1 protein-coding gene is annotated in these 21,027 nt (G+C 67.2%); it reads right to left on the reverse strand.

The window, feature by feature from the left end; genetic code table 11:
• Nucleotides 1-112: 112 nt before the first annotated feature.
• Nucleotides 113-21,022, reverse strand: coding sequence for a beta strand repeat-containing protein (locus KFK14_RS24045; RefSeq protein ID WP_246524633.1), 20,910 nt, complete (start codon nucleotides 21,020-21,022; stop codon nucleotides 113-115).
• Nucleotides 21,023-21,027: the final 5 nt, after the last annotated feature.

Here is a 21,027-nt window from a genome sequence, read left to right on the forward strand (position 1 = left end):
GCCATCTTTGCCGGGAGAGCATCAGCTACTGCTTCCCGTGTTCCGCTTCGCTATGGAGATAACGCACCAATCGCGCCTCACCCCAAAGGCGGCAAGCACCCGGATTGAAGCCCTATGCGATCGTAAGCTGCGCCACCTGCGTCGTCATGCCCGCATCGCTGTAGAAGGTGTAGTCGGAGCCAGACACTGAATAATGCGCCGCCGGATCGATCGTGATTGTGTCCGCCCCATCCTTCGCCAGCGTCAGATGCGAACTGTTGCCCGCCCCGACGATCGACTGGATGAAGCTGGAGTCCACGGTCAGGTTCGCCGTCACATTGCTGGCGGTGAAATCGATCCTCTCGACATTGCTCAACACGCCCAGCAGCGCGGCCTGATTCACCGTGCCGCTGTTCGCCGCCATCGTCACCGTATCCTGCCCCGCGCCGCCATCGACTGACCAGCCCGCCGAAAGATTGAGCGTGAAGCTGTCATTGTTGCCGCTGCCCAAGATATGTTCGATACCGCTCAGCGTATCGCCCTGCGCATCGCCGCCCGTGCCAGTGCCCGTCGCCGTTGACAGGTTCAGGTTGATCGCGCCGGAGCCGGAATAGTCGGCCGTGTCGATGCCCGATCCGCCCACCAGCGTATCCGCCCCCGCCCCGCCGCGCAGGATGTCGTCGCCATTGCCGCCGTCCAGCCGGTTTGCGCCGCTGTCGCCTGTCAGCGTATCGGCATAATCGGTGCCCAGCAGGTTCTCGACGCCATTATAGGTGTCGCCTGCCGCATCGGCGGTGTTCGCCGCGCTGTTGGCCAGGTTCGCGACGACCGCCGAACCGGCATTGCTGTAGCTTGCGGTGTCCGTGCCGTTGCCACCGATCAGCGAGTCAGCGCCCGCGCCGCCCGTCAGCACATCGTCGCCATTGCCGCCGTTCAGCGTGTTCGCGCCGCCATCGCCGGTCAATATGTCGGCGAAGGCCGAGCCGAGAAGATGCTCGATGCTGTTATAGCTGTCGCCCGACGCATCGCCGCTATTGGCGAGGCTGTTCGACAGATTGGCGGTCACGCCCGACGCAGCCGTCGTATAGCTCGCCGTATCAAAGCCCGCGCCGCCCTGCAGCGTGTCCGCGCCCGCGCCGCCGATCAACGTGTCGTCGCCATTGCCGCCGTTCAGCGTATTCGCGCCGCTGTCGCCGATCAGCGTGTCGGCGGAGGCCGAACCGATGACGACCTCTATGCTGGAAAGCGTGTCGCCCGCCGCGTCGCCGCCTGCGCCCGCCGTGCCATCCATATAGACGGTCACGCCGGAAGCGGAGGCAGAATAGTCGGCCGTATCCACGCCCGATCCGCCATTCAGCGCATCCGCGCCGCCGCCGCCGATCAGCGTATCGTCGCCATTGCCGCCATCGATGCTGTTCGCGCCGCTGTCGCCCGTCAGGATGTCGGCGAAGGCGGAGCCGATCAGGCCCTCTATGCTGCTATAGCTGTCGCCCGCCGCATCGCCGCTATTGCCCGCGGCGTTGGCGAGGCTGGCGGTCAGGCCGCTCGCGGCGTTCGCATAGCTCGCAATGTCCGTGCCCGATCCGCCGATCAGCACGTCGCCGCCAGCGCCGCCGATCAGTATGTCGTTGCCCAGCCCGCCGTCCAGGCTGTTCGCTCCGCCGTCGCCCGTCAGCGTATCGCCAAAGCCGGAACCGACGAGATTCTCGATGGCGGTCAGGCTGTCGCCCTGCGCGTCGCCGCCCGATCCCGTCACGCCGTTCAGATAGGCCATGACGCCGGACGAGGAATTGAGATAGCTGGCCGTGTCCGTGCCCGCGCCGCCATCCAGCGTATCCGCGCCCGCGCCGCCGGTCAGCGTATCATTGCCGCCCTCGCCATAGAGGAAGTCGGCCCCTGCGCCACCGTCGATCGCATCGTCGCCATTGCCGCCATAGAAGCTCTCATTGGCCGCCGTGCCGTAGAGCGCGTCGTTGAAGCCGCTGCCGACCGCGACTTCGAAGCCGGACAGGATGTCGCCCGCCGCATCGCCGCCTGTCCCCGCCGTCCCGTCCAGCCGAACGGTGACTGCACTGGCCGAAGCGCCGTAATTGATCGTGTCGGTGCCCGCGCCGCCAGTCAGCGTGTCCGCCCCCGCGCTGCCATATAGCGTGTCGTCTCCCGCGCCGCCGTCCATCGTCTCCGCGCCCGATCCGCCAGTCAGCGAGTCGGCATAGCCCGTGCCGATAATGCCCTCGATGGAGATGAACACATCCCCGGTGGCGTCTCCACCGCTGACGACCAGGCTGCCGCTGGCGAAGCTGGCGGTGATGCCCGCCGAGGAAGTGACATAGGACACGCTGTCCGTCCCCGCCCCGCCGTCGAGCGTATCCGCGCCCGCGCCGCCGATCAGGATGTCGTTGCCGCTGCCGCCCCGCAGCGTCTGCGCGCCGGCGGTGCCATAGAGGATGTCGTCATAATTGGAGCCGATCACCGTTTCGATGTTCGACAGGCGGTCTCCGGCCGCCTCGCCGCCCGTGCCCAGCGTCACGCCGTCGGTATAGACGGTCACACCGGACGTGGAGGTGATATAGGTCGCGCTGTCCATGCCCGCGCCGCCGTCCAATATGTCCGCGCCCGCGCCGCCCGACAATGTATCGTCGCCATTGCCGCCATTGATGACGTCATCGCCGACATTGCCCTGGATGATGTCATCGCCGTCATTGCCGTTCAGCGTCTCATTGGCGTTCCAGCCAGTGATCGTGTCGCCATAGGCCGAACCGTTGATATTCTCGATCGACTGCAGCAGGTCTCCTGCGGCGTAACCACCCGTCGAAACCGTGCCGCCGTCCAGATAGACGGTGATCGCAGCCGTCGAGTCCGTATAATCGGCCGTATCGGTCCCCAGCCCGCCATTCAGCGAGTCCGCGCCAGCGCCGCCGCGCAATATGTCATTGCCCGCGCCGCCGTTCAGGACATTGTCGTTGGCGTCGCCATACAGCGTATCGGCATTGGCGCTGCCGGTCGCATTTTCGATGCTGACATAGGTATCGCCCTGCGCATCGCCGCCCGTGCCGCTGCCGGTCGCCAGGTTGACGGTCACGGCGCTGGCCGAGTTGGTGTAATCCACCGTGTCGCGGCCATTGCCGCCGTCCATCAGGTCCGCGCCCGCATCGCCCCGGATGACGTCCGCGCCGTCAAAGCCATAAAGCTGATTGACGCCCGCGCTGCCCCAGATGACATCGTCATAATTGGACCCGCGCAGGATCTCGATGTTGATCAGCCGGTCGCCAGCCGCCTCGCCGCCCGTCCCGGCAACACCGTCCAGACCGATCTGAATGCCGTTCGTGCTGCCCAGATAGGATGCGGTATCCGTGCCCGCGCCGCCATCGATCGTATCCGCGCCGCCCAGGCCGCGGAACCATTCGTCCGCCGCCGTACCGGTAACGCTATCGTCCCTGTTGGTCAGATAGACATTCTGGATATTGGTATAGGTATCGCCCTGCGCATCCCAGCCGATGCCGGTGGTGACGCCGTTCAGGTTGATCGTGACGCCGGTGGTGGCCGACACATTGGTCGGATCGCCAGGGCTGGCGCCGAAATAGAGCGTGTTGTTGCCGGTGCCGCCGTCAATCTTGTCCGCGCCTGCGCCGCCGCTGATCAAGTCATCGCCCGCGCCGCCATTCAGCACGTCATCGCCGGCAAGGCCCGACAGATTGTCATCGCCATTGCCGCCGTTCAGCACGTTCGCCGCCGTGCTGCCGGTCAGCGTGTCGCTGCCGTTCGATCCGGTGATATTCTCGATCGTGTTGTAGCTGTCGCCCTGCGCATCGCCGCCGACGCCCGTGCCGCCATTCAGGCTGACCGTAACGGCCGAAGCGCTGGTCGAATAATCGACGGTATCGATGCCCGCGCCACCGATATTGGTGTCGTTCCCGGCGCTGCCCATGATGATGTCATCGCCATTGCCGCCGTTCAGCGTATTATTGCCCGCGTCGCCGGTCAGCGTATCGGCATATCCCGATCCGGTCAGGTTCTGGAAATTGATGAAAGTGTCGCCCAGCGCGTCGCCGGCCGTACCCGTCCCCGCCGCCAGCGAGACCGTCACGCCGGAACCGGCCGAGGCATAGCTCAGCGTGTTGATGTTCGCGCCGCCGTCCATATAGTCTGCGCCCGCGCCGCCATCGATCGTGTCGTCGCCCGCTTCGCCATACAGCGTATCGTTGCCGCCGCCGCCATTGATGGAATCGACGCCATTGCCGCCCCAGATGATGTTGGCGTTGGCGTCGCCGCTCAAATTGTCGTTGCCGCCCGAACCGATCAGATTTTCGAAGTTCGTCAGCACGTCGCCCGCGGCGTCCCCGGTCGCGCCGGTCGCCGTCGCAAGCGATACAGTCAGGCCAGAGGATGTCGCGTAGCTCACCGTATCGATGCCGCTGCCGCCGTCCAATATGTCCGCGCCAGCCCCGCCGATGATCGTATCGTCACCCGCGCCGCCCTGGATATTGTTGACGCCGCTGGTGCCGACGATCGTGTCGTTATAGGCTGAGCCGACGGCATTCTCGATGGAGCCGGGCGCGAAGATATCGTCCTGCGCATCGCCGCCGCTATTGCCGGTGCCCGTGGTCAGGTTGATGTTGATGCCCGCGCCGCTGGCGCTGTAATCCACCGTGTCGGTGCCAAGGCCGCCGTCGATCTGGTCCGCGCCTGCGCCGCCGATCAGCGTGTCATTACCGTCCTCGCCCTTCAGGATATCGTTGCCGTCGCCGCCGGTCAGGCTGTCATTGCCCGCGCCGCCGCGCACTTCCTCTGCGCCCACCGATCCGACGAAGATATCGGCCAGACCCGAAAGGACATAGCGCTCGATATTGGTGTAGGTGTCGCCCTGCGCCATGCCGGTCGAAAGCGCGCCGTTGGTCAGGTTTACGGTGAGACCCGTCGCCGAAGCGCTGAAGTCCACCACGTCGTCCGTGCCCGCGCCGCCGTCGATGGTGTCCGCGCCAAGGCTGCCATAGATGGTGTCGTTGCCGTCGCCGGCCATGATCGTATCCGCATTGGCGGACCCGTAGATGCCGTCGGCCAGCGACGATCCGATCACGCGCTCAATGCTGATCAATATGTCGCCATTGGCGTCGCCCGCAGAACCCGGCGTGCCATCCATACGCACGACCACGCCGCCGGACGAGGAATAATCCGCCGTGTCGAATCCAGCGCCGCCGTCCAATATGTCCGCGCCGGACCCGCCGATCAGCGTATCGTCGCCCGCGCCGCCCTCCAGCGTCTCATTCACGCCGGTGCCGTAAATGGTGTCGGCCTGGCTGGAGCCGATGACATGCTCGACATTGATGATGGTGTCGCCCGCCGCATCGCCGCCGGAGGAGGCCGTGCCGTCAAGGCGTACGGTTACACCGCTCGCGGATCCGCTATAGTCGATCGTGTCGGTGCCGGTGCCGCCGTCGATGCTGTCCGCCTGGCCATAGCTGACGAAATTGTCGTTGCCGCCCCAGCCCCACAAGACCGTGGAGACCAGCGTGCCGCCGCGCAGGGTGTCCGCATAGTTGAGCGATCCCTCGATCCGCTCGATGCTGGTCAGGATATCGCCCTGCGCCCAGCCGCCAACGCCCGCAGTGCCGTCGTTGGAGATGGTGACGGCCGCGTTCGAATTGCGATAGTCGGCCGTATCCGTGCCAAGGCCGCCAATCACCTGGTCAGCGCCCAGCCCGCTTGCGATCACGTCATCGCCGTCGCCGCCATTCAGGATATCGACGCCGCTATTGCCATAAAGCGTGTCATTGCCAGCCCCCGCCAGCAACGTCGATCCGGTGGCGTTCGCCGTCATCTCGTCATTCTGGGCGGAACCGATCGCGATCTCGATGTCGAACATCCGGTCGCCCGCAGCGTCGCCGCCGGTGCCGAAGCTGCCGTCGAGATAGATTTTCATGCCGCTGCTCGCAGAGGCCGAATAGTCCACCGTGTCGATGCCGTCGCCGCCGCGATAGACGTCCGCGCCGCCGCTGCTGATGAACTGGTCATCCCCGGCAAGGCCGCTAAACTCCTCGTCGGCGCTGCTGCCCTCGAACCGGTCGGCAAAGGCGGAACCGATGATCTTCTCGATCCCGGTCATGGTGTCGCCCTGCGCGTCGCCGCCGCTGGACGTGCCGCCAGTGCGGATGGTGACGGCGCTGGCCGAAGCGGAATAGTCCGCCGTATCGGTGCCCGACCCGCCCGACAGCGCATCCGCGCCCGCGCCGCCGATCAGCACGTCGTCGCCCAGACCGCCCGACAGCGTGTCGTCGCCGCCCTCGCCGCGCAACGTGTCGTCGCCGTCGAAGCCGTCAAAATTGTCGCTGCCCGCGCCGCCGATCATCATGTCGCTGAGGCGCGAGCCGACGAAGCGCTCGACATTGACGAAGGTGTCGCCCTGCGCATCGCCGCCTGTGGCAGTGCCCAGCGTCAAATCGATCGTGATGGCCGCGCTGGAGGTGGAGTAGCTCACGGTGTCGAAGCCCGCGCCGCCGTCCAGTTGATCCGCGCCGCCGTCGCCGCGCAGCGTGTCATCGCCATCCTGACCCATCAGAATGTCGCTGCCGGTCCCGCCGGACAGCACGTCATCGCCAAGGCCGCCCAGAAGCGTGTCGTCGGAGAAGGTGCCGGTGATGGTGTCGGCGAAGTCCGATCCGATCACGGATTCAATGCCGCTAAGGCGATCGCCGGCCGCAATATCCCCGCTGCTCGACGATCCGTCCAGATTGACGGTCACGCCTGCGGCTGCGGCGGCATAGCTGGCCGTGTCGAAACCCGCGCCGCCCGTCAGCGTATCCGCGCCAGCGCTGCCGATCAGCATGTCATCGCCCGCGCCGCCGTCCAGCGTCTCCGCCCCAGCGCCGCCCGTCAGCGTATCATTATAATCGGAACCCAGAAGCCGCTCGATGGAAACCAGCGTATCGCCATTGGCTTCGCCGCCCGTGCCGCTGTTCGTCGCCAGGCTGACGGTCACGCCCGCCGTCGCATGCTCGTAGGACGCCGTGTCGAAACCTGCGCCGCCGTCAATCGTGTCCGCGCCCGCGCGGCCCTCGATCACGTCATTGCCGTCCTGGCCGATCAGGATGTCGACGCCAGTGCTGCCGACCAGCGTGTCGCCATAAAGCGAACCCAGGACACGCTCGATATTGATCAGGACGTCGCCGGTCGCCGTGCCGCCCGCGCCCTGATCGACACCGTTGGTGTAGACCGTGACCGCCGCCGTGGATGCGCTGTAATCTGCGGTGTCGATGCCCGCGCCGCCATCCAGCGTGTCGCTGCCCTGACCGCCGACCAATATGTCGTCGCCGTCGCCGCCGTCGATCATGTCGCCGCCAGCGCCGCCGTCTATCGTGTCCGCGCCTGCACCGCCCAGCAGCGTGTCTGCATTGGCCGAACCGGTCATGACGTCGTTGAATGCCGAGCCGATCACGCGCTCGATGCCGGACAGCGTATCGCCCAGCGCGTCGCCCGCGCTGCCCGTACCATTGGCAAGGTTGATAGCAATGGCGCTGGCCGACGCCGAATAATCCGCCGTGTCGAACCCGTCGCCACCCGTCAGCACGTCCGCGCCCGCGCCACCGACCAGCATATCGTCGCCGGACTGGCCGATCAGCGTATCGTCGCCCGCGCCGCCATGCAGGATGTCGGCATTGGCCGAACCCCTCAATATTTCGATGCCGTTCAGCGTATCGCCCGCCGCATCGCCGCCAACGCCGACAGTGCCATCCAGATAGGCTGTGACGCCGGAGGCCGAGGCGGAATAGTCCGCGGTGTCGATGCCCGCACCGCCCGTCATGGCGTCGGCGCCCGCGCCGCCGGACAGGATGTCGTTGCCCGCATCGCCGTTCAGGATATCGTCGCCGTCCTGGCCCTGCAGCGTATCGTCGCCCGCACCGCCATCGATCCGGTCATTGCCGAAGCTGCCCGCAATCGTATCGGCAAAGGCGGAACCGACCACCCGCTCGATCGACGTCAATACGTCGCCCAGCGCCTCGCCGCCCGAACTGGCGACGCCGTCCATGCGCACGGAGACTGCCGCCGTCGCCGCCGAATAGTCGGCCGTGTCATAACCCGCGCCGCCATCCAGCGAGTCGGTGCCGAGGCCGCCGACCAGCGTGTCGTCGCCGTCGCCGCCGGTCAGGCTGTCATTGCCCGCTCCACCCGACAGTAGGTCGTCGCCCGCGCCGCCCAGGATGGTGTCGGCCAGGGCCGTGCCGTAAATGCTGTCATTCTGGCTGGTGCCGATGACCTGCTCAATGCCGCTCAGCGTGTCGCCCGCCGCATAACCGCCGCTGGAAACCGTGCCGTCCATATAGAGCGTGATCGCCACGCCATTGTTGGAATAGTCGGCAATGTCGAAACCCGCGCCACCGATCAGGACATCCGCGCCCGCGCTGGAATAGATGATGTCGTCGCCCGCGCCGGTGTCGATCTGGTCCGCGCCCGCAGACCCATAGACGCGATCCGCCTGGCTGGAGCCGATAACCTGTTCGATGGACGTCAGCACGTCGCCCTCGGCATCGCCGCCGGTGGACATCGTGCCATCCATGTAGAGCGTCACGCCCGAAAGGGAGGTCGCATAATTCGCCGTGTCGATGCCCGCGCCGCCATCCAGAAGGTCAGCGCCCGCGCCGCCGATCAGCACATCGTCGCCGCCTTCGCCATACAGAGAATCGTCGCCGCCACCGCCCGTAAGCACATCCGCGCCCAGGCCGCCGCGCAATATCTCCGCCGCATTGCCGCCATAGAGGCGGTCGTCATAGTCGGAGCCGATCAGTTGCTCGATGCTGACGAGGATGTCGCCCGCCGCATCGCCCCGGCTGCCGGTCGTACCGTCCAGATAGACGGTGACCGCCTGCAGCGCCCCGGCATAGCTCGCCGTGTCGAAGCCCGCGCCGCCGTCGAACTGGTCAGCACCCGCGCCGCCGATAAGGATGTCGTCGCCCGCGCCGCCGGAAAGAATATCGTTGCCCGCGCGGCCGGACAGCGTGTCCGATCCTGCGCCGCCAACCAGTTCGTCATCGCCCGTCGACCCGTTCAGCGTGTCGTCGAAGGAGGAGCCGACAAGCCGCTCGATCGTGTCGAGCACGTCGCCCGCCGCCTCGAAACCCACGCCCGCCGTGCCGTCCAGCGATACCGTCACTCCACCGGAGGCCGAACTATAGTCTGCGGTGTCCGCGCCCGCGCCGCCCGACAGCACATCCGCGCCGCCGCCGCCAATCAGCGTATCGTCCCCGGTATTGCCGTAGAGCGATTCATCCGCAGCGCCGCCCCGGATCAGGTCGGCGCCTGCGGAGCCCAGAACCCGCTCGACGCTGGTCAGCATGTCGCCGTCCGCGTCGCCGCCACTGCTGGCGATACCGTTCAGATTGACCGTTACCGCGCCGACCGACGCGGAATAGTCCGCCGTATCGATGCCAGCGCCGCCGTCGATCGTATCCGCGCCAGCGCCGCCGGTCAGGATATCGTCGCCCGCGCCGCCCTGCAGCGTGTCGTTGCCGAAAGCACCGGAAATGCTGTCATTGCCCGCGCCGCCGACCAGCGTGTCGTCGGCGGTGCCGCCGGTCAGAACGTCGTCGTGCGAGGAGCCGATGATCCGCTCGATGCTCGCCAGCGTATCGCCCTGCGCGTCGCCGCCCACGCCCGCCGCGCCGGTCAGTCCGACCGTAACGCCCGCCGCCGACGCCGAATAGTCCACGGTGTCCACGCCCGCGCCGCCGTCCAGAACGTCCGCGCCCGCCGATCCCATGATCATGTCGTCGCCGTCGCCGCCGGTGATCCGCTCCGCCGCAGCGCCGCCGCGCAGCGTGTCGTCATAGGCTGAACCGATCAGCCGCTCGACATTGGCGATTGTATCTCCGGCCGCGTCGCCGCCAACGCCTGTGCTGCCGTCCAGGCCGACATTCACCGCCGCGCCCGATGTCGCATAGCTGACCGTATCGGTGCCTGCGCCGCCGTCGATGCTGTCCGCATCCGCGCCGCCGACCAATATGTCGTCGCCCGCGCCGCCCAGCAGCGTATCCGCGCCCGCACCGCCAGACAGGGTATCCGCGCCGTCATTGCCCTCCAGCACGTCCGCGCCGTCCGACCCGTTCAGCGTGTCGTTGTTGAGCGAGCCGATGACCCGTTCGATGCTGGTCAGCGTATCGCCCGCCGCATCGCCGCCCAGCGAGACCGATCCGTCGAGATTGACGGTGACGCCAGCCGAGGACGCCGAATAGTCCGCCGTGTCAATGCCGATGCCGCCGTCCAGCTCATCCGCGCCAGCGCTGCCCACCAGAATGTCGTCGCCCGCGCCGCCCAGCAGCGTGTCGGTGCCCACCCGGCCCGACAGGCGGTCGGCAAAGGCCGAGCCTTCCAAGATTTCCGCGTTGGTGATGACGTCGCCCGCCGCGTCTCCGCCAACGCCGACAGCGCCCGCCAGCGAAGCCGTGACGCCAGCGGAGGAGGTCGCATAGCTCACCGTGTCCAGGCCGGTGCCGCCATCGATCTGGTCAGCGCCCGCGCCGCCCGAAATCATGTCGTCGCCCGACCCGCCGGACAGGCTGTCATTGCCCGCGCCGCCCGCGATAACGTCATCGCCCGCCGCGCCCAGCAGGATATCGTCCCCGGCGCCGCCGGTCAGCGTGTCTGCATTGCCGGAGCCAAGCACCCGCTCGATGCTGACATAGCTGTCGCCCTGCGCGTCGCCGCCGACGCCCAGGGAGCCGTCCAGCGCCACCGTGACGCCCGCCGCCGAAGTTGTGTAGTCCGCCGTATCGACGCCCGCGCCGCCGTCCAGCACGTCCGCGCCGGTGCCGCCGCTCAATATATCGTCGCCTGCGCCGCCCAGCAGCGTGTCGCCGCCGCCATTACCGGTCAGCGTATCCGCGCCCGCGCCGCCCTCAAGCGTTTCGCCAGCCGATCCGCCCGTGATGAAATCGTCGAAACCCGAACCGACAACACGTTCGATCCGCAGCAGCATGTCGCCCGCCGCGTCGCCGCCGGACGCGGCGGACCCGTCGAGGATCACCTGAATGCCTGCATTGGACGCGGAATAATCGGCCGTGTCGAAGCCTGCGCCGCCGTCGATCATGTCCGCGCCAGCGCCACCCGCCAGCACATCGTCGCCCGCGCCGCCATCCAGCGAGTCCGCGCCCGCGCCGCCGCTCAATATGTCATTGCCGACGCCGCCCTCGAACGTCTCGTCAGCAGTGGACCCGCTGATGACGTCGTCGAAATCCGACCCCACGATGCGCTCGACATTGGCGAAGCTGTCACCCTGGGCATCGCTGCCGCTGCCTGTGCCGGTCGCGAGGTTGATCGTCACCCCGCCTGCCGCCGCTGCATAGCTGACGGAATCGAAGCCGCTGCCGCCGTCAAAGGCGTCCGCGCCTGCGCCGCCCTCCATGACGTCATTGCCAGCGCCGCCCGCCAATATATCGTCGCCCGCCGCACCGGTCAGGACATCATCGCCCGCGCCGCCTTCCAGCGTGTCGTTGCTAGTGGAACCGGTCAGCGTGTCGCTGAACGCCGAACCGACAATCCGCTCGATCGACCAGAGACTGTCGCCCGATGCGTCGCCGCTGGCGCCGAAGCTACCGTCCAGGCCCACCGTGACGCCGGCCGAGGACGCCGAATAGTCCGCCGTATCGAATCCGGAGCCGCCGATCAGCGTATCGTTGCCCAGGCTGCCCGCCAGAACATCGTCGCCCGCGCCGCCGTCCAGCGTCTCGCTGTCCATGCCGCCGATCAGCCGGTCATTATAGGCCGAACCGACAATCCGCTCGATCTGGGATAGCGTGTCGCCCGCCGCGTCGCCGCCAACGCCGGCGCTGCCGTCCAGGCCCACCGTGACCGCCGCGCCAGAGGTCGAATAATCCGCCGTGTCTGTGCCGATGCCGCCGTCCAGCACATCCGCGCCCGCGCCGCCGCGCAAGATATCGTCGCCGTCCGCGCCGCGCAGCGTATCCGCGCCCGCGCCGCCGATCAGGGTGTCGTCAAAGCTGGAGCCGAGCAGAATTTCGACATTGGTCAGCACATCGCCCTGCGCGGTGCCGCCGATACCGGCGCTGCCGTCCAGCGAAGCCGTCACCGCCGACCCGGAGTCCGCATAGCTTGCAATGTCGACGCCTGCGCCGCCGTCGATCTGGTCAGCGCCATCGCCGCCAATGATCGTGTCATTTCCGTCGCCGCCGGAAAGCGCATCATCGCCGCCAGCGCCCTCTATATGGTCGTCGCCCGCGCCGCCGTCGATGCTGTCCGCCGCCGTGCCGCCGATCAGCGTATCGCCATTGGCGGACCCGACCAACCGTTCGATGCTCAGCAGCACGTCGCCCGCCGCATCGCCGCCGCTGCCCGCGCGCCCATCCAGATAGGCGGTGACCGCCGCGCCGGAATTGGCGTAGCTCGCCGTGTCGAAACCGCCTTCGCCGTCCAGCGTATCCGCGCCCGCGCTACCCTGCAGGATATCGTCGCCTGCGCCGCCCAGCAGCGTTTCCACGCCCGCGCCGCCGCCCAGCGTGTCGGCGAAGGCCGAACCCACCAGCCGTTCAATGTTGATCAGGCTGTCGCCCAGCGCCTCGCCGCCGGTGCCAGCCGCACCGGAAAGATCGACCGTCACGCTCGCTGCGGCGGAGGCGTAGCTCGCCGTATCGATGCCGGACCCACCGTCGATCGAATCCGCGCCCAGACCACCGGTCAGCACGTCATCGCCGCCGCCGCCGATCAGGCTGTCATTGCCCGCGCCGCCAGTGATGATGTCATCGCCGCCCGCGCCGTCCAGCACATCGTCCGCCGCGCCGCCGGTAATGACGTCATTCTGGCCGGAGCCTGTGATCCCCTCAATGCCCGTCAGCACATCGCCTTCGGCGTCGCCGCCCGTACTGGGTCCGCCGTCCAGGCGCACATTCACGCCTGCGGAGGAGCCTGCATAGTCAGCGGTGTCAAAGCCAGCGCCGCCCGTCAGTATGTCCGCGCCAGCGCCGCCGAAAAGCTGGTCGTCGCCATCGCCCCCCAACAGCGTGTCGGAGCCTGCGCCGCCGCGCAATATGTCATTGCCCGCGCCGCCTTCCAGCGTTTCATTCTGGCTGGTGCCCGTCAGCGTGTCGTCAAATGCCGAGCCGATGACGCGCTCGATCGAGGACAGCGTATCGCCCTGCGCATCGCCGCCCGCCGAAAGCGAACCGTCGAGGTTGATGGAAATCGCGCCCGTCGACGTGGAATAATCCGCCGTGTCGAATCCCGCGCCGCCGATAAGGGAGTCCGCGCCTGCCCCGCCGCGCAGCACATCGTCGCCAATGCCGCCGTCCAGCGTATCCGCGCCAGCCGCGCTGTCCAGGAAGTCGTCGCCCGCGCCACCGCGCAAGTCATCCGCCGCCGCGCCGCCGGTGATGGAATCGGCAAAGTCCGAGCCCTGCACGATCTCAATGCTGGTGAAGCTGTCGCCCAGCGCCTCGCCGCCGGTTCCCCCGCTGGTCAGGTCCAGCGTCACGCCAGCCGTCGCCTGCGAATAATCCGCTATGTCCGTCCCTGCGCCGCCGTCCAGCACATCCGCGCCCAAGCCGCCCCGCAATATGTCGTCGCCCGCGCCGCCATGCAGCCGCTCATCGGCATTGCCGCCGGTCAGCGTGTCGGCAAAGGCCGAACCCTGCACGGCCTCGATGCTGGTAAGCTGGTCGCCTTCCGCCAGGCCGCCAGTGCTCGCGCCGCCGTCCAGCCGGACCTGTACGCCAGTGCCGGACGCCGAATAATCGGCCGTATCCATGCCCGCGCCGCCGTCCAATATGTCGGACCCGACGCCGCCGTCCAACATGTCGTCGCCATCGCCGCCGCGCAGCGTGTCGTCGCCGCCCGACCCGCGCATGGTATCCGCGCCCGCGCCGCCCTCCAGCACATCATTGGCCGACGATCCCGCGATCGTGTCGTCAAAGGCCGATCCGACGATCCGCTCGATGCTGTCGAGGATATCGCCGTTCGCGTCGCCCTGCGTACCAAGGCCGGTCGCCAGCGATACGCTGATCGCCGAGGATGCGTCCGAATAGTCGGCCGTATCGAAACCTGCGCCGCCATAGAGCCTGTCCGCTCCGCCGCGTCCGCCCAGCCGGTCGTCGCCCGCTCCACCGGTCAGCGTATCCGCCGCGCCAGTGCCGAGCAGCACGTCGTCAAAGTCCGAACCGATCAGATTTTCGATGTTGAGGAGCTGGTCTCCTTCCGCCGCGCCGCCGGTCGAGGTCGAACCATCGACCGATACGTTCACGCCGGATGTCGAACTGGAATAATCCACGGTGTCGATGCCCGCGCCGCCATCCAGAAGGTCAGCGCCCGCGCCGCCGTCCAGCAGGTCGTTGCCTGCGCCGCCCAGGATGACGTCATCACCGCCACCGCCGGTGATCGTGTCGTTGCCAGCGCCGCCCTCCAGCCGGTCGGCATTGGTGCCGCCGCCCAATATATCGTCCAGGCTGGAGCCGATGACGCCTTCGATGCTGATAAGCTGATCGCCCGCCGCGTCGCCGCCGATGCCGATCGATCCGTCGAGCTGGACGTTCACCGCGCCTGCCGACGCGCTGTAATCCACCATGTCGAACCCGGTGCCGCCATCCATGATGTCCGCGCCGACACTGCCCAGCAACCTGTCGTCGCCTGCGCCCGCTGTGATCGTGTCCGCCGCCGCGCCGCCGCCAAGAATATCGTTGAACGATGAACCGATCAGCTTCTCAATCTCGATCAGGCTGTCGCCCGCCGCATCGCCGCCGGTGCCCAGGCTGCCGTCCAGCGAGACCGCCACGCCGGCCGTCGCCCCGGCATAGCTCGCCGTGTCGATGCCGTTGCCGCCGATCAACTCGTCCGCGCCAGCGCCGCCGTTCAATATGTCGTCGCCGCCGCCGCCGCGCAGGATATCATTGCCTGCGCCGCCGGTGATCAGGTCGTCGCCCGCGCCGCCGCTCAGTTCCTCATCGGCGATGCTGCCATTCAGCACGTCGTCGAAGCTGGAGCCGATGACATTCTCGATGCCGATCAACTGGTCGCCCTGCGCGTCGCCGCCCGATCCGAGCGCGCCGTTCAGGTTGATCGTAACCGCCGCCGTGGACGAGGAATAATCGACCGTGTCGCGGCCAAGACCGCCATCCAATATGTCCGCGCCCGCACCGCCAAGCAGATTGTCGTCGCCAAGGCCACCCAGCAGCCGGTCATTGCCCGCGCCGCCTGCGATGAAGTCGTCGCCCGCGCCGCCGACCAGTTCGTCATCCAGAACGCCGCCTGTCAGCGTATCATTGAAAGCGGAACCGACAAGCCGCTCGATGCCGGTCATGACGTCGCCCTGCGCGTCGCCGCCTGCGCCCGTGCTGCCGTCAAGGCCAGCAGAGATCGCGACCGAGGACAGGGAGTAATCAACGGTGTCGAAACCCGCGCCGCCTTCCAGAAGGTCAGCGCCCGCGCCGCCGTCAAGCACATCGTTGCCCGCGCCGCCGATCAGGTGATCCGCGCCATCCCGGCCCACGAGCAGGTCGTCGCCCGCGCCGCCGTCAAGCTGATCGTCGCTCGCCGCGCCCGACAACATGTCCGCGCCGGAGGAGCCGATCAGCTTCTCGATCGATACCAGCGTATCGCCCTGCGCATCGCCGCCAATGCCGATGCCCGTCACCAGGTCGACAATGACGCCCAGCGCCGAACTGCTATAGTCCGCCGTGTCGATGCCCGCGCCGCCGTCCAGCAGGTCAGCGCCGCCACGGCCTTCCAGCCGGTCATCGCCACCGCCGCCCAGCAGATCCTCGTCCGCGGCCGCACCGATCAGGACGTCGGCCGATCCCGTGCCGATCACCCGCTCTATATTGAGCAGCGTGTCGCCGGTCGCATGGCCGCCCAGGCCCGCCGAACCGTCGAGCGACACCGTTACGCCGGAACCCGAAGCCGAATAATCGGCGGTGTCGCGCCCGGCGCCGCCGTCGATCAGGTCGCCGCCCGCGCCGCCCTCGATAAAATCATCGCCGCTGCCGCCCAGCAAGGTGTCGGCATTCGCGCCGCCCCGCAGGGTATCGTCACCCGCCCCGCCGGTCAGCGTGTCGGCAGCGTTGCCGCCGGTCAGCGTATCGCCGAACGCGGAACCGGTGATGGCTTCCACATCGGTCAGCGTGTCACCCTGCGCATCGCCACCGACGCCTGCCGACCCGTCAAGGCCGATAGTCACGGCGGCTGCAGAGCCGGAATAATCGGCGGTGTCGAAACCCGTTCCGCCCTGAAGCACGTCGGCGTCAGCGCCGCCGATCAGCACGTCGTCGCCCTCGCCGCCCTGCAGCAGGTCGATGCCAGCGCCGCCCAGCAAGCGGTCTGCACCGCTGCCGCCGATCAGCGTATCCTGCCCGCCATTGCCGGTCAGTATGTCATCGCCGCCGCCGCCCTCCAGCACTTCGTCAGCGCCGACGCCGGTGATGCTGTCGGCATATTCGGAACCGACGATATGCTCGATATTGGAAACATGGTCGCCCGCCGCGTCACCGCCTTGGCCGACGCTGCCGTCGAGCGTCAGGGTGATGCCGCTGGTGCTCGCCGAATAATCGGCGGTGTCGTAACCCGCGCCGCCGTCGAGAATGTCCGCACCCGCGCGCCCGGCCAGCGTGTCGTTGCCCAGGCCGCCCTGCAGCGTGTCGGCGCTCTCTCCGCCGGTCAGGAAATCGTCGAAGTCGGAACCGATCAATCCCTCAATGCTCGACAGCGTATCGCCGTCGGCATGGCCGCCGGATGCGTTGCCAGTGTTGAGATTGACGGAAACGCCCGCATCGGACGCGCTATAGTCGGCGGTATCGAAACCCGCGCCGCCCTCCAATATGTCCGCGCCCGCAAAGCCGATCAGCCGGTCATTGCCGCCCTGACCGCGCAAAATGTCGTCATTGCCGGAGCCATAGAGCGTGTCGGCAAAGGCCGACCCAGAAATCCCCTCAATATTGGCATAGGTGTCGCCCGCCGCATCGCCGCCGGTATTCGCGCGACCGTCCAGACCCGCGACGATGGCCGCGTTGGAATGGCTATAGTCCGCAATATCGGTGCCTGCGCCGCCGTCCAGGATATCCGCGCCGCCCGCGCCCTGCAGCGTGTCGTTGCCAAGGCCGCCGACCAGCGTATCCGCATTGGCCCCGCCAGTGATCTGGTCGTCAAAGGTCGAACCGATGATCCGTTCGATCCCGCTCAGCCGGTCGCCCTGCGCATCGCCGCCCAGGCCGATCGATCCGTCATTGGAAATGATGATGTTCGACGCGGACTGGGAATAGTCCGCCGTATCGAAACCCGCGCCGCCGATCAGTTCGTCGCCGCCCAGTCCACCACGCAGCGTGTCATCGCCCGCGCCGCCCGTCAGGCGGTTATTGGCGTCATTACCGGACAGGATGTCGTCGAAGGCGGAACCTGTCAGGCCCTCTATGTCGTAGAGGCTGTCGCCCTGCGCGTCGCCGCCGCTGCCCGCCGTCCCATCCAGCGAGACCTGCACCGCGCTGGCCGACGCCGAATAGTCGGCAATGTCGAAGCCGACGCCGCCTTCAAGGATATCCGCGCCGCCACGGCCGTTCAATATATCGTCGCCCGCGCCGCCCTGCAGCCGGTTGTCGCCCGCATCGCCGGTCAGCGTATCGGCATAGTTAGAGCCGATCAGGCCCTCTATGCCCGTCAGGACGTCGCCCTGCGCCGAACCGCCAGTGCCCCCGCCCGCCGCCAGATCGACATTCACGCCGGCTATCGAATCGCTGTAATCCGCGCTGTCGCTGCCTGCGCCGCCGATAAGCTGGTCCGCGCCCATGCCGCCGCGAAGGACGTCATCGCCCGCGCCGCCTTCCAGGATATTGTCGCCGCTATCGCCATTCAGATGGTCGGCATAGGCGCTGCCGATGACGCGCTCTATGCCTGACAGGCGGTCGCCCTGCGCCACGTCGCCGGATGACGCATTGCCGTCAAGGTTGACCGTGACCGCGCCCTGCGCCGACGAATAGTCCGCCGTATCCAGGCCATCGCCACCCTGCAGCGTGTCCGCGCCCATGCCGCCGATCAGCACATCGTCGCCAAGCCCGCCGCTCAGAATATTGTCGCCGGCGTCGCCGGTCAGCCGGTCGGCAAAGGCAGAACCCACCAGACGCTCTATGCCCGACAGCGTATCGCCCTGCGCATCCCCGCCAACGCCCGCGCTACCGTCCAGCGCGACGGTGACGGCGCTTGCGGAGGTGCTGTAATCGGCCGTGTCCTGGCCTTCGCCGCCCTGCAGGATGTCCGCGCCCGCGCCGCCCGACAATATATCGTCGCCCGCCCGGCCTTCCAGCCGGTCGTCGCCCGCACCGCCGATCAACCGGTCATCCAGCGTCGAACCGATCACATGTTCAATGCTGATCAGCTTGTCGCCGTCTGCGTCGCCGCCCTCGGAAATGCCGCCGTCCAGACGGACGGTGACGGCAAAGCGCGACAGGCTGTAATCCACCGCGTCATTGCCCGCGCCACCGTCCAGCACATCCGCGCCGCCCAGGCCGAGCAGGATATCGTCGCCCGCACCGCCGCGCAGCGTGTCCGCGCCCGCCGTGCCGATCAGCGTATCGTTGAAATTGGAGCCTTCGAGACCTTCGATGCTGACGAAGCGGTCGCCAACCGGATCGCCGCCATTCAAGGTCGATCCGTCAAGCGCGACCTGCACGCCGCTGGACGATCCGGCATAGCTGGCAATGTCGAACCCGTCACCGCCATCGATCAGGTCGGCGCCCGCGCCGCCCTCGATCACATCGTCGCCCTGTCCGCCATGCAGCGTATCCGCACCGGCGCTGCCAGTCAGGCGGTCGGCGAAATTGGAGCCGATCAGATTCTCGACATTGACGTAAGTGTCGCCCTGCGCGTCGCCGCCAATGCCCGCGCGCCCGTCCAGATAGACGGTCACGCCAACATTGCTGTAGCTGAAATCGGCCGTGTCGATCCCCGCGCCGCCGTCGATATGGTCCGCGCCCGCACCGCCCGTCAGCGTGTTGTTTCCGGCATCGCCGACCAGCGTATCGGCATGGGCCGATCCCTGGATCGCCTCGATATTGCGCAGGACATCGCCCTGCGCATCGCCGCCAACGCCCGCGCGCCCGTCCAGATAGGCGGTTACGCCCTGCGCCGACCCCGAATAATCCGCCACGTCGAAGTCCGCGCCGCCGTCCAGCAGGTCCGCGCCCGCGCCGCCGATCAGCCTGTCATTGCCACCCGCGCCTTCCAGCATATCGGCGGCAGCCGATCCGTGCAGGATGTCGTTCCGGCTTGTGCCAATGACATGCTCGACACCCGTGACGACATCGCCCTCGGCCTGGCCGCCGCGCGAAGCCGTGCCGTCCAGGAAAATCTCCACGCCCGTCCGGTCGCTATCGGCCGCGCCATCGCGCGCGCGCGTATAATCAACCGTGTCGAAACCCGCGCCGCCCTCGATCCGGTCGGCTCCTGCGCCGCCGTCGAAGCTGTTGTCGCGCGCATCGCCTGTCAGCGTATCGTTATAGGCCGAACCGATCAGCCCCTCGACATTGGTGTAGGTGTCGCCCCGCGCATAGCCGCCACTGCCAGTGCCGGTGCCCAGATTTGCGTTCACGCCCACATTGGACTGAACATAGCTTACAATGTCATTGCCGTTGCCGCCGTCGATCTGGTCCTCGCCCGCGCCCGCGACGATCCTGTCATTGCCGTCGCCAGCCGTGACGATGTTGCCGGGAGGATTGGAGTAAAGGACATAGACCGGATCGCCGCTGACCGGATCAGTGACGACCATGTCGCTGGCGCTGGTGACGACCTTGATGCCGAAATGGGTGGAGACCTCGACGCTGTTCGTGCTCGTCTTGCCATCCGTGGACAGGCCAAGCTGCACAGGCAGGAAAAACTCGTCCTGGAACCCGCTGGAGGCAACCGCCTTCCCTTCGGCCGGCAGCGCGTAGATCAACTGCACATCGAAGGAGAAATGCGACTGGTTGGCCGGCACCGGAACGGTGGCCCCAGTGGAATCTGTCATGGTGGTGATCTTGGTGATGTTCCCCGCATCCACCGTGACCAGCCAGCCCTTGTCGGTCAGGGTGGCGTTCGCAACCGAATAACCCTCCGGCAGCGAGGGCAGCAGAATGGACATCAATGTCAGGCCCTTGGCCGGGACCATCGCCTCGACATGCAGGGTGCGCAGCGACGTGCCGGACGGCGCCTGGGCCGGATTGTCGGCATAGATGACATCATCGCCCGACGTGCCGTTGACGATCTCCTTGGCCGATTGCGCCGAATAGGCCGCGTCCCTGGATGATGTCGCGCCGCCGGTGGAGCCTTGGACGACCGTCTGGCCGTCCTGAGTGCCGGTCGTCACGCCTTCCTTGTTATAGAGCGTGAAGGTCAGCTTCGGCACCAGCTTGCCGATGCCTGCGGGGCCGATCGCGTCGTCCGGGCTAGGCTCCACGGCGCGCGCGGAAGGCGGACTGGACGGCGCGCTCGATGAGGATGGCGTACTGCTGATCTTTTCGGTCAGGCGCTTCGATTCCTGATCGAACTTGTGCTGATTTTCTTCCTTCTGGGCTGCCGCCTGCTGCGATTCCGCCGCGTCCTGCGGCTGGATCGCGCCGGACTGGTCCTTGTGGCCATCCGCCTTGGTGTCGTTCGCTTCGTCGGACGAGGCGGAGGACAGGCCGAGCTTGATCGGCGTCGTCTGCTCCTTGATCTCGCCAACGCTGTCGATCGCCTGCTGGGCGGAGATTTCCTTGTCGGTGAACACCAGTACCGGCTTGCGGCCGGAGAATACGGCCAGCGCCATGCCGGGGATGACGATCTTGCTGCCGTCCTCGAACACAAGCACAACGTCGATATCAACGATTTCGACCTTGAACGGCTTATAGGCGATTTCAAGCTTCGCCAGGTCATCGTCACCTAGTTGAATGACCTTGGCGGCGCCATAATTGGCGGAACCCTGCGCCACGATCGCGGCGTCCGTGGGCGCTCCTGCTTCGGCTTGCGGCGCGGCCTTGGCGGCATGGGCTGCCCGGTCCATATCCGGCACGGACTTTCCCCTGCCCGCCATGATGTTCTTGAACCAAGCCATTTTCG

The sequence above is a fragment of the Sphingobium phenoxybenzoativorans genome, assembly GCF_018286635.1.
In the GTDB taxonomy this organism is placed as follows: domain Bacteria; phylum Pseudomonadota; class Alphaproteobacteria; order Sphingomonadales; family Sphingomonadaceae; genus Sphingobium; species Sphingobium phenoxybenzoativorans.

What these genes read in the sequence shown, in the direction of transcription:
- KFK14_RS24045 (WP_246524633.1), bottom strand. Translation starts at nt 21,022, where the DNA reads ATGGCTTGGTTCAAGAACATCATGGCGGGCAGGGGAAAGTCCGTGCCG.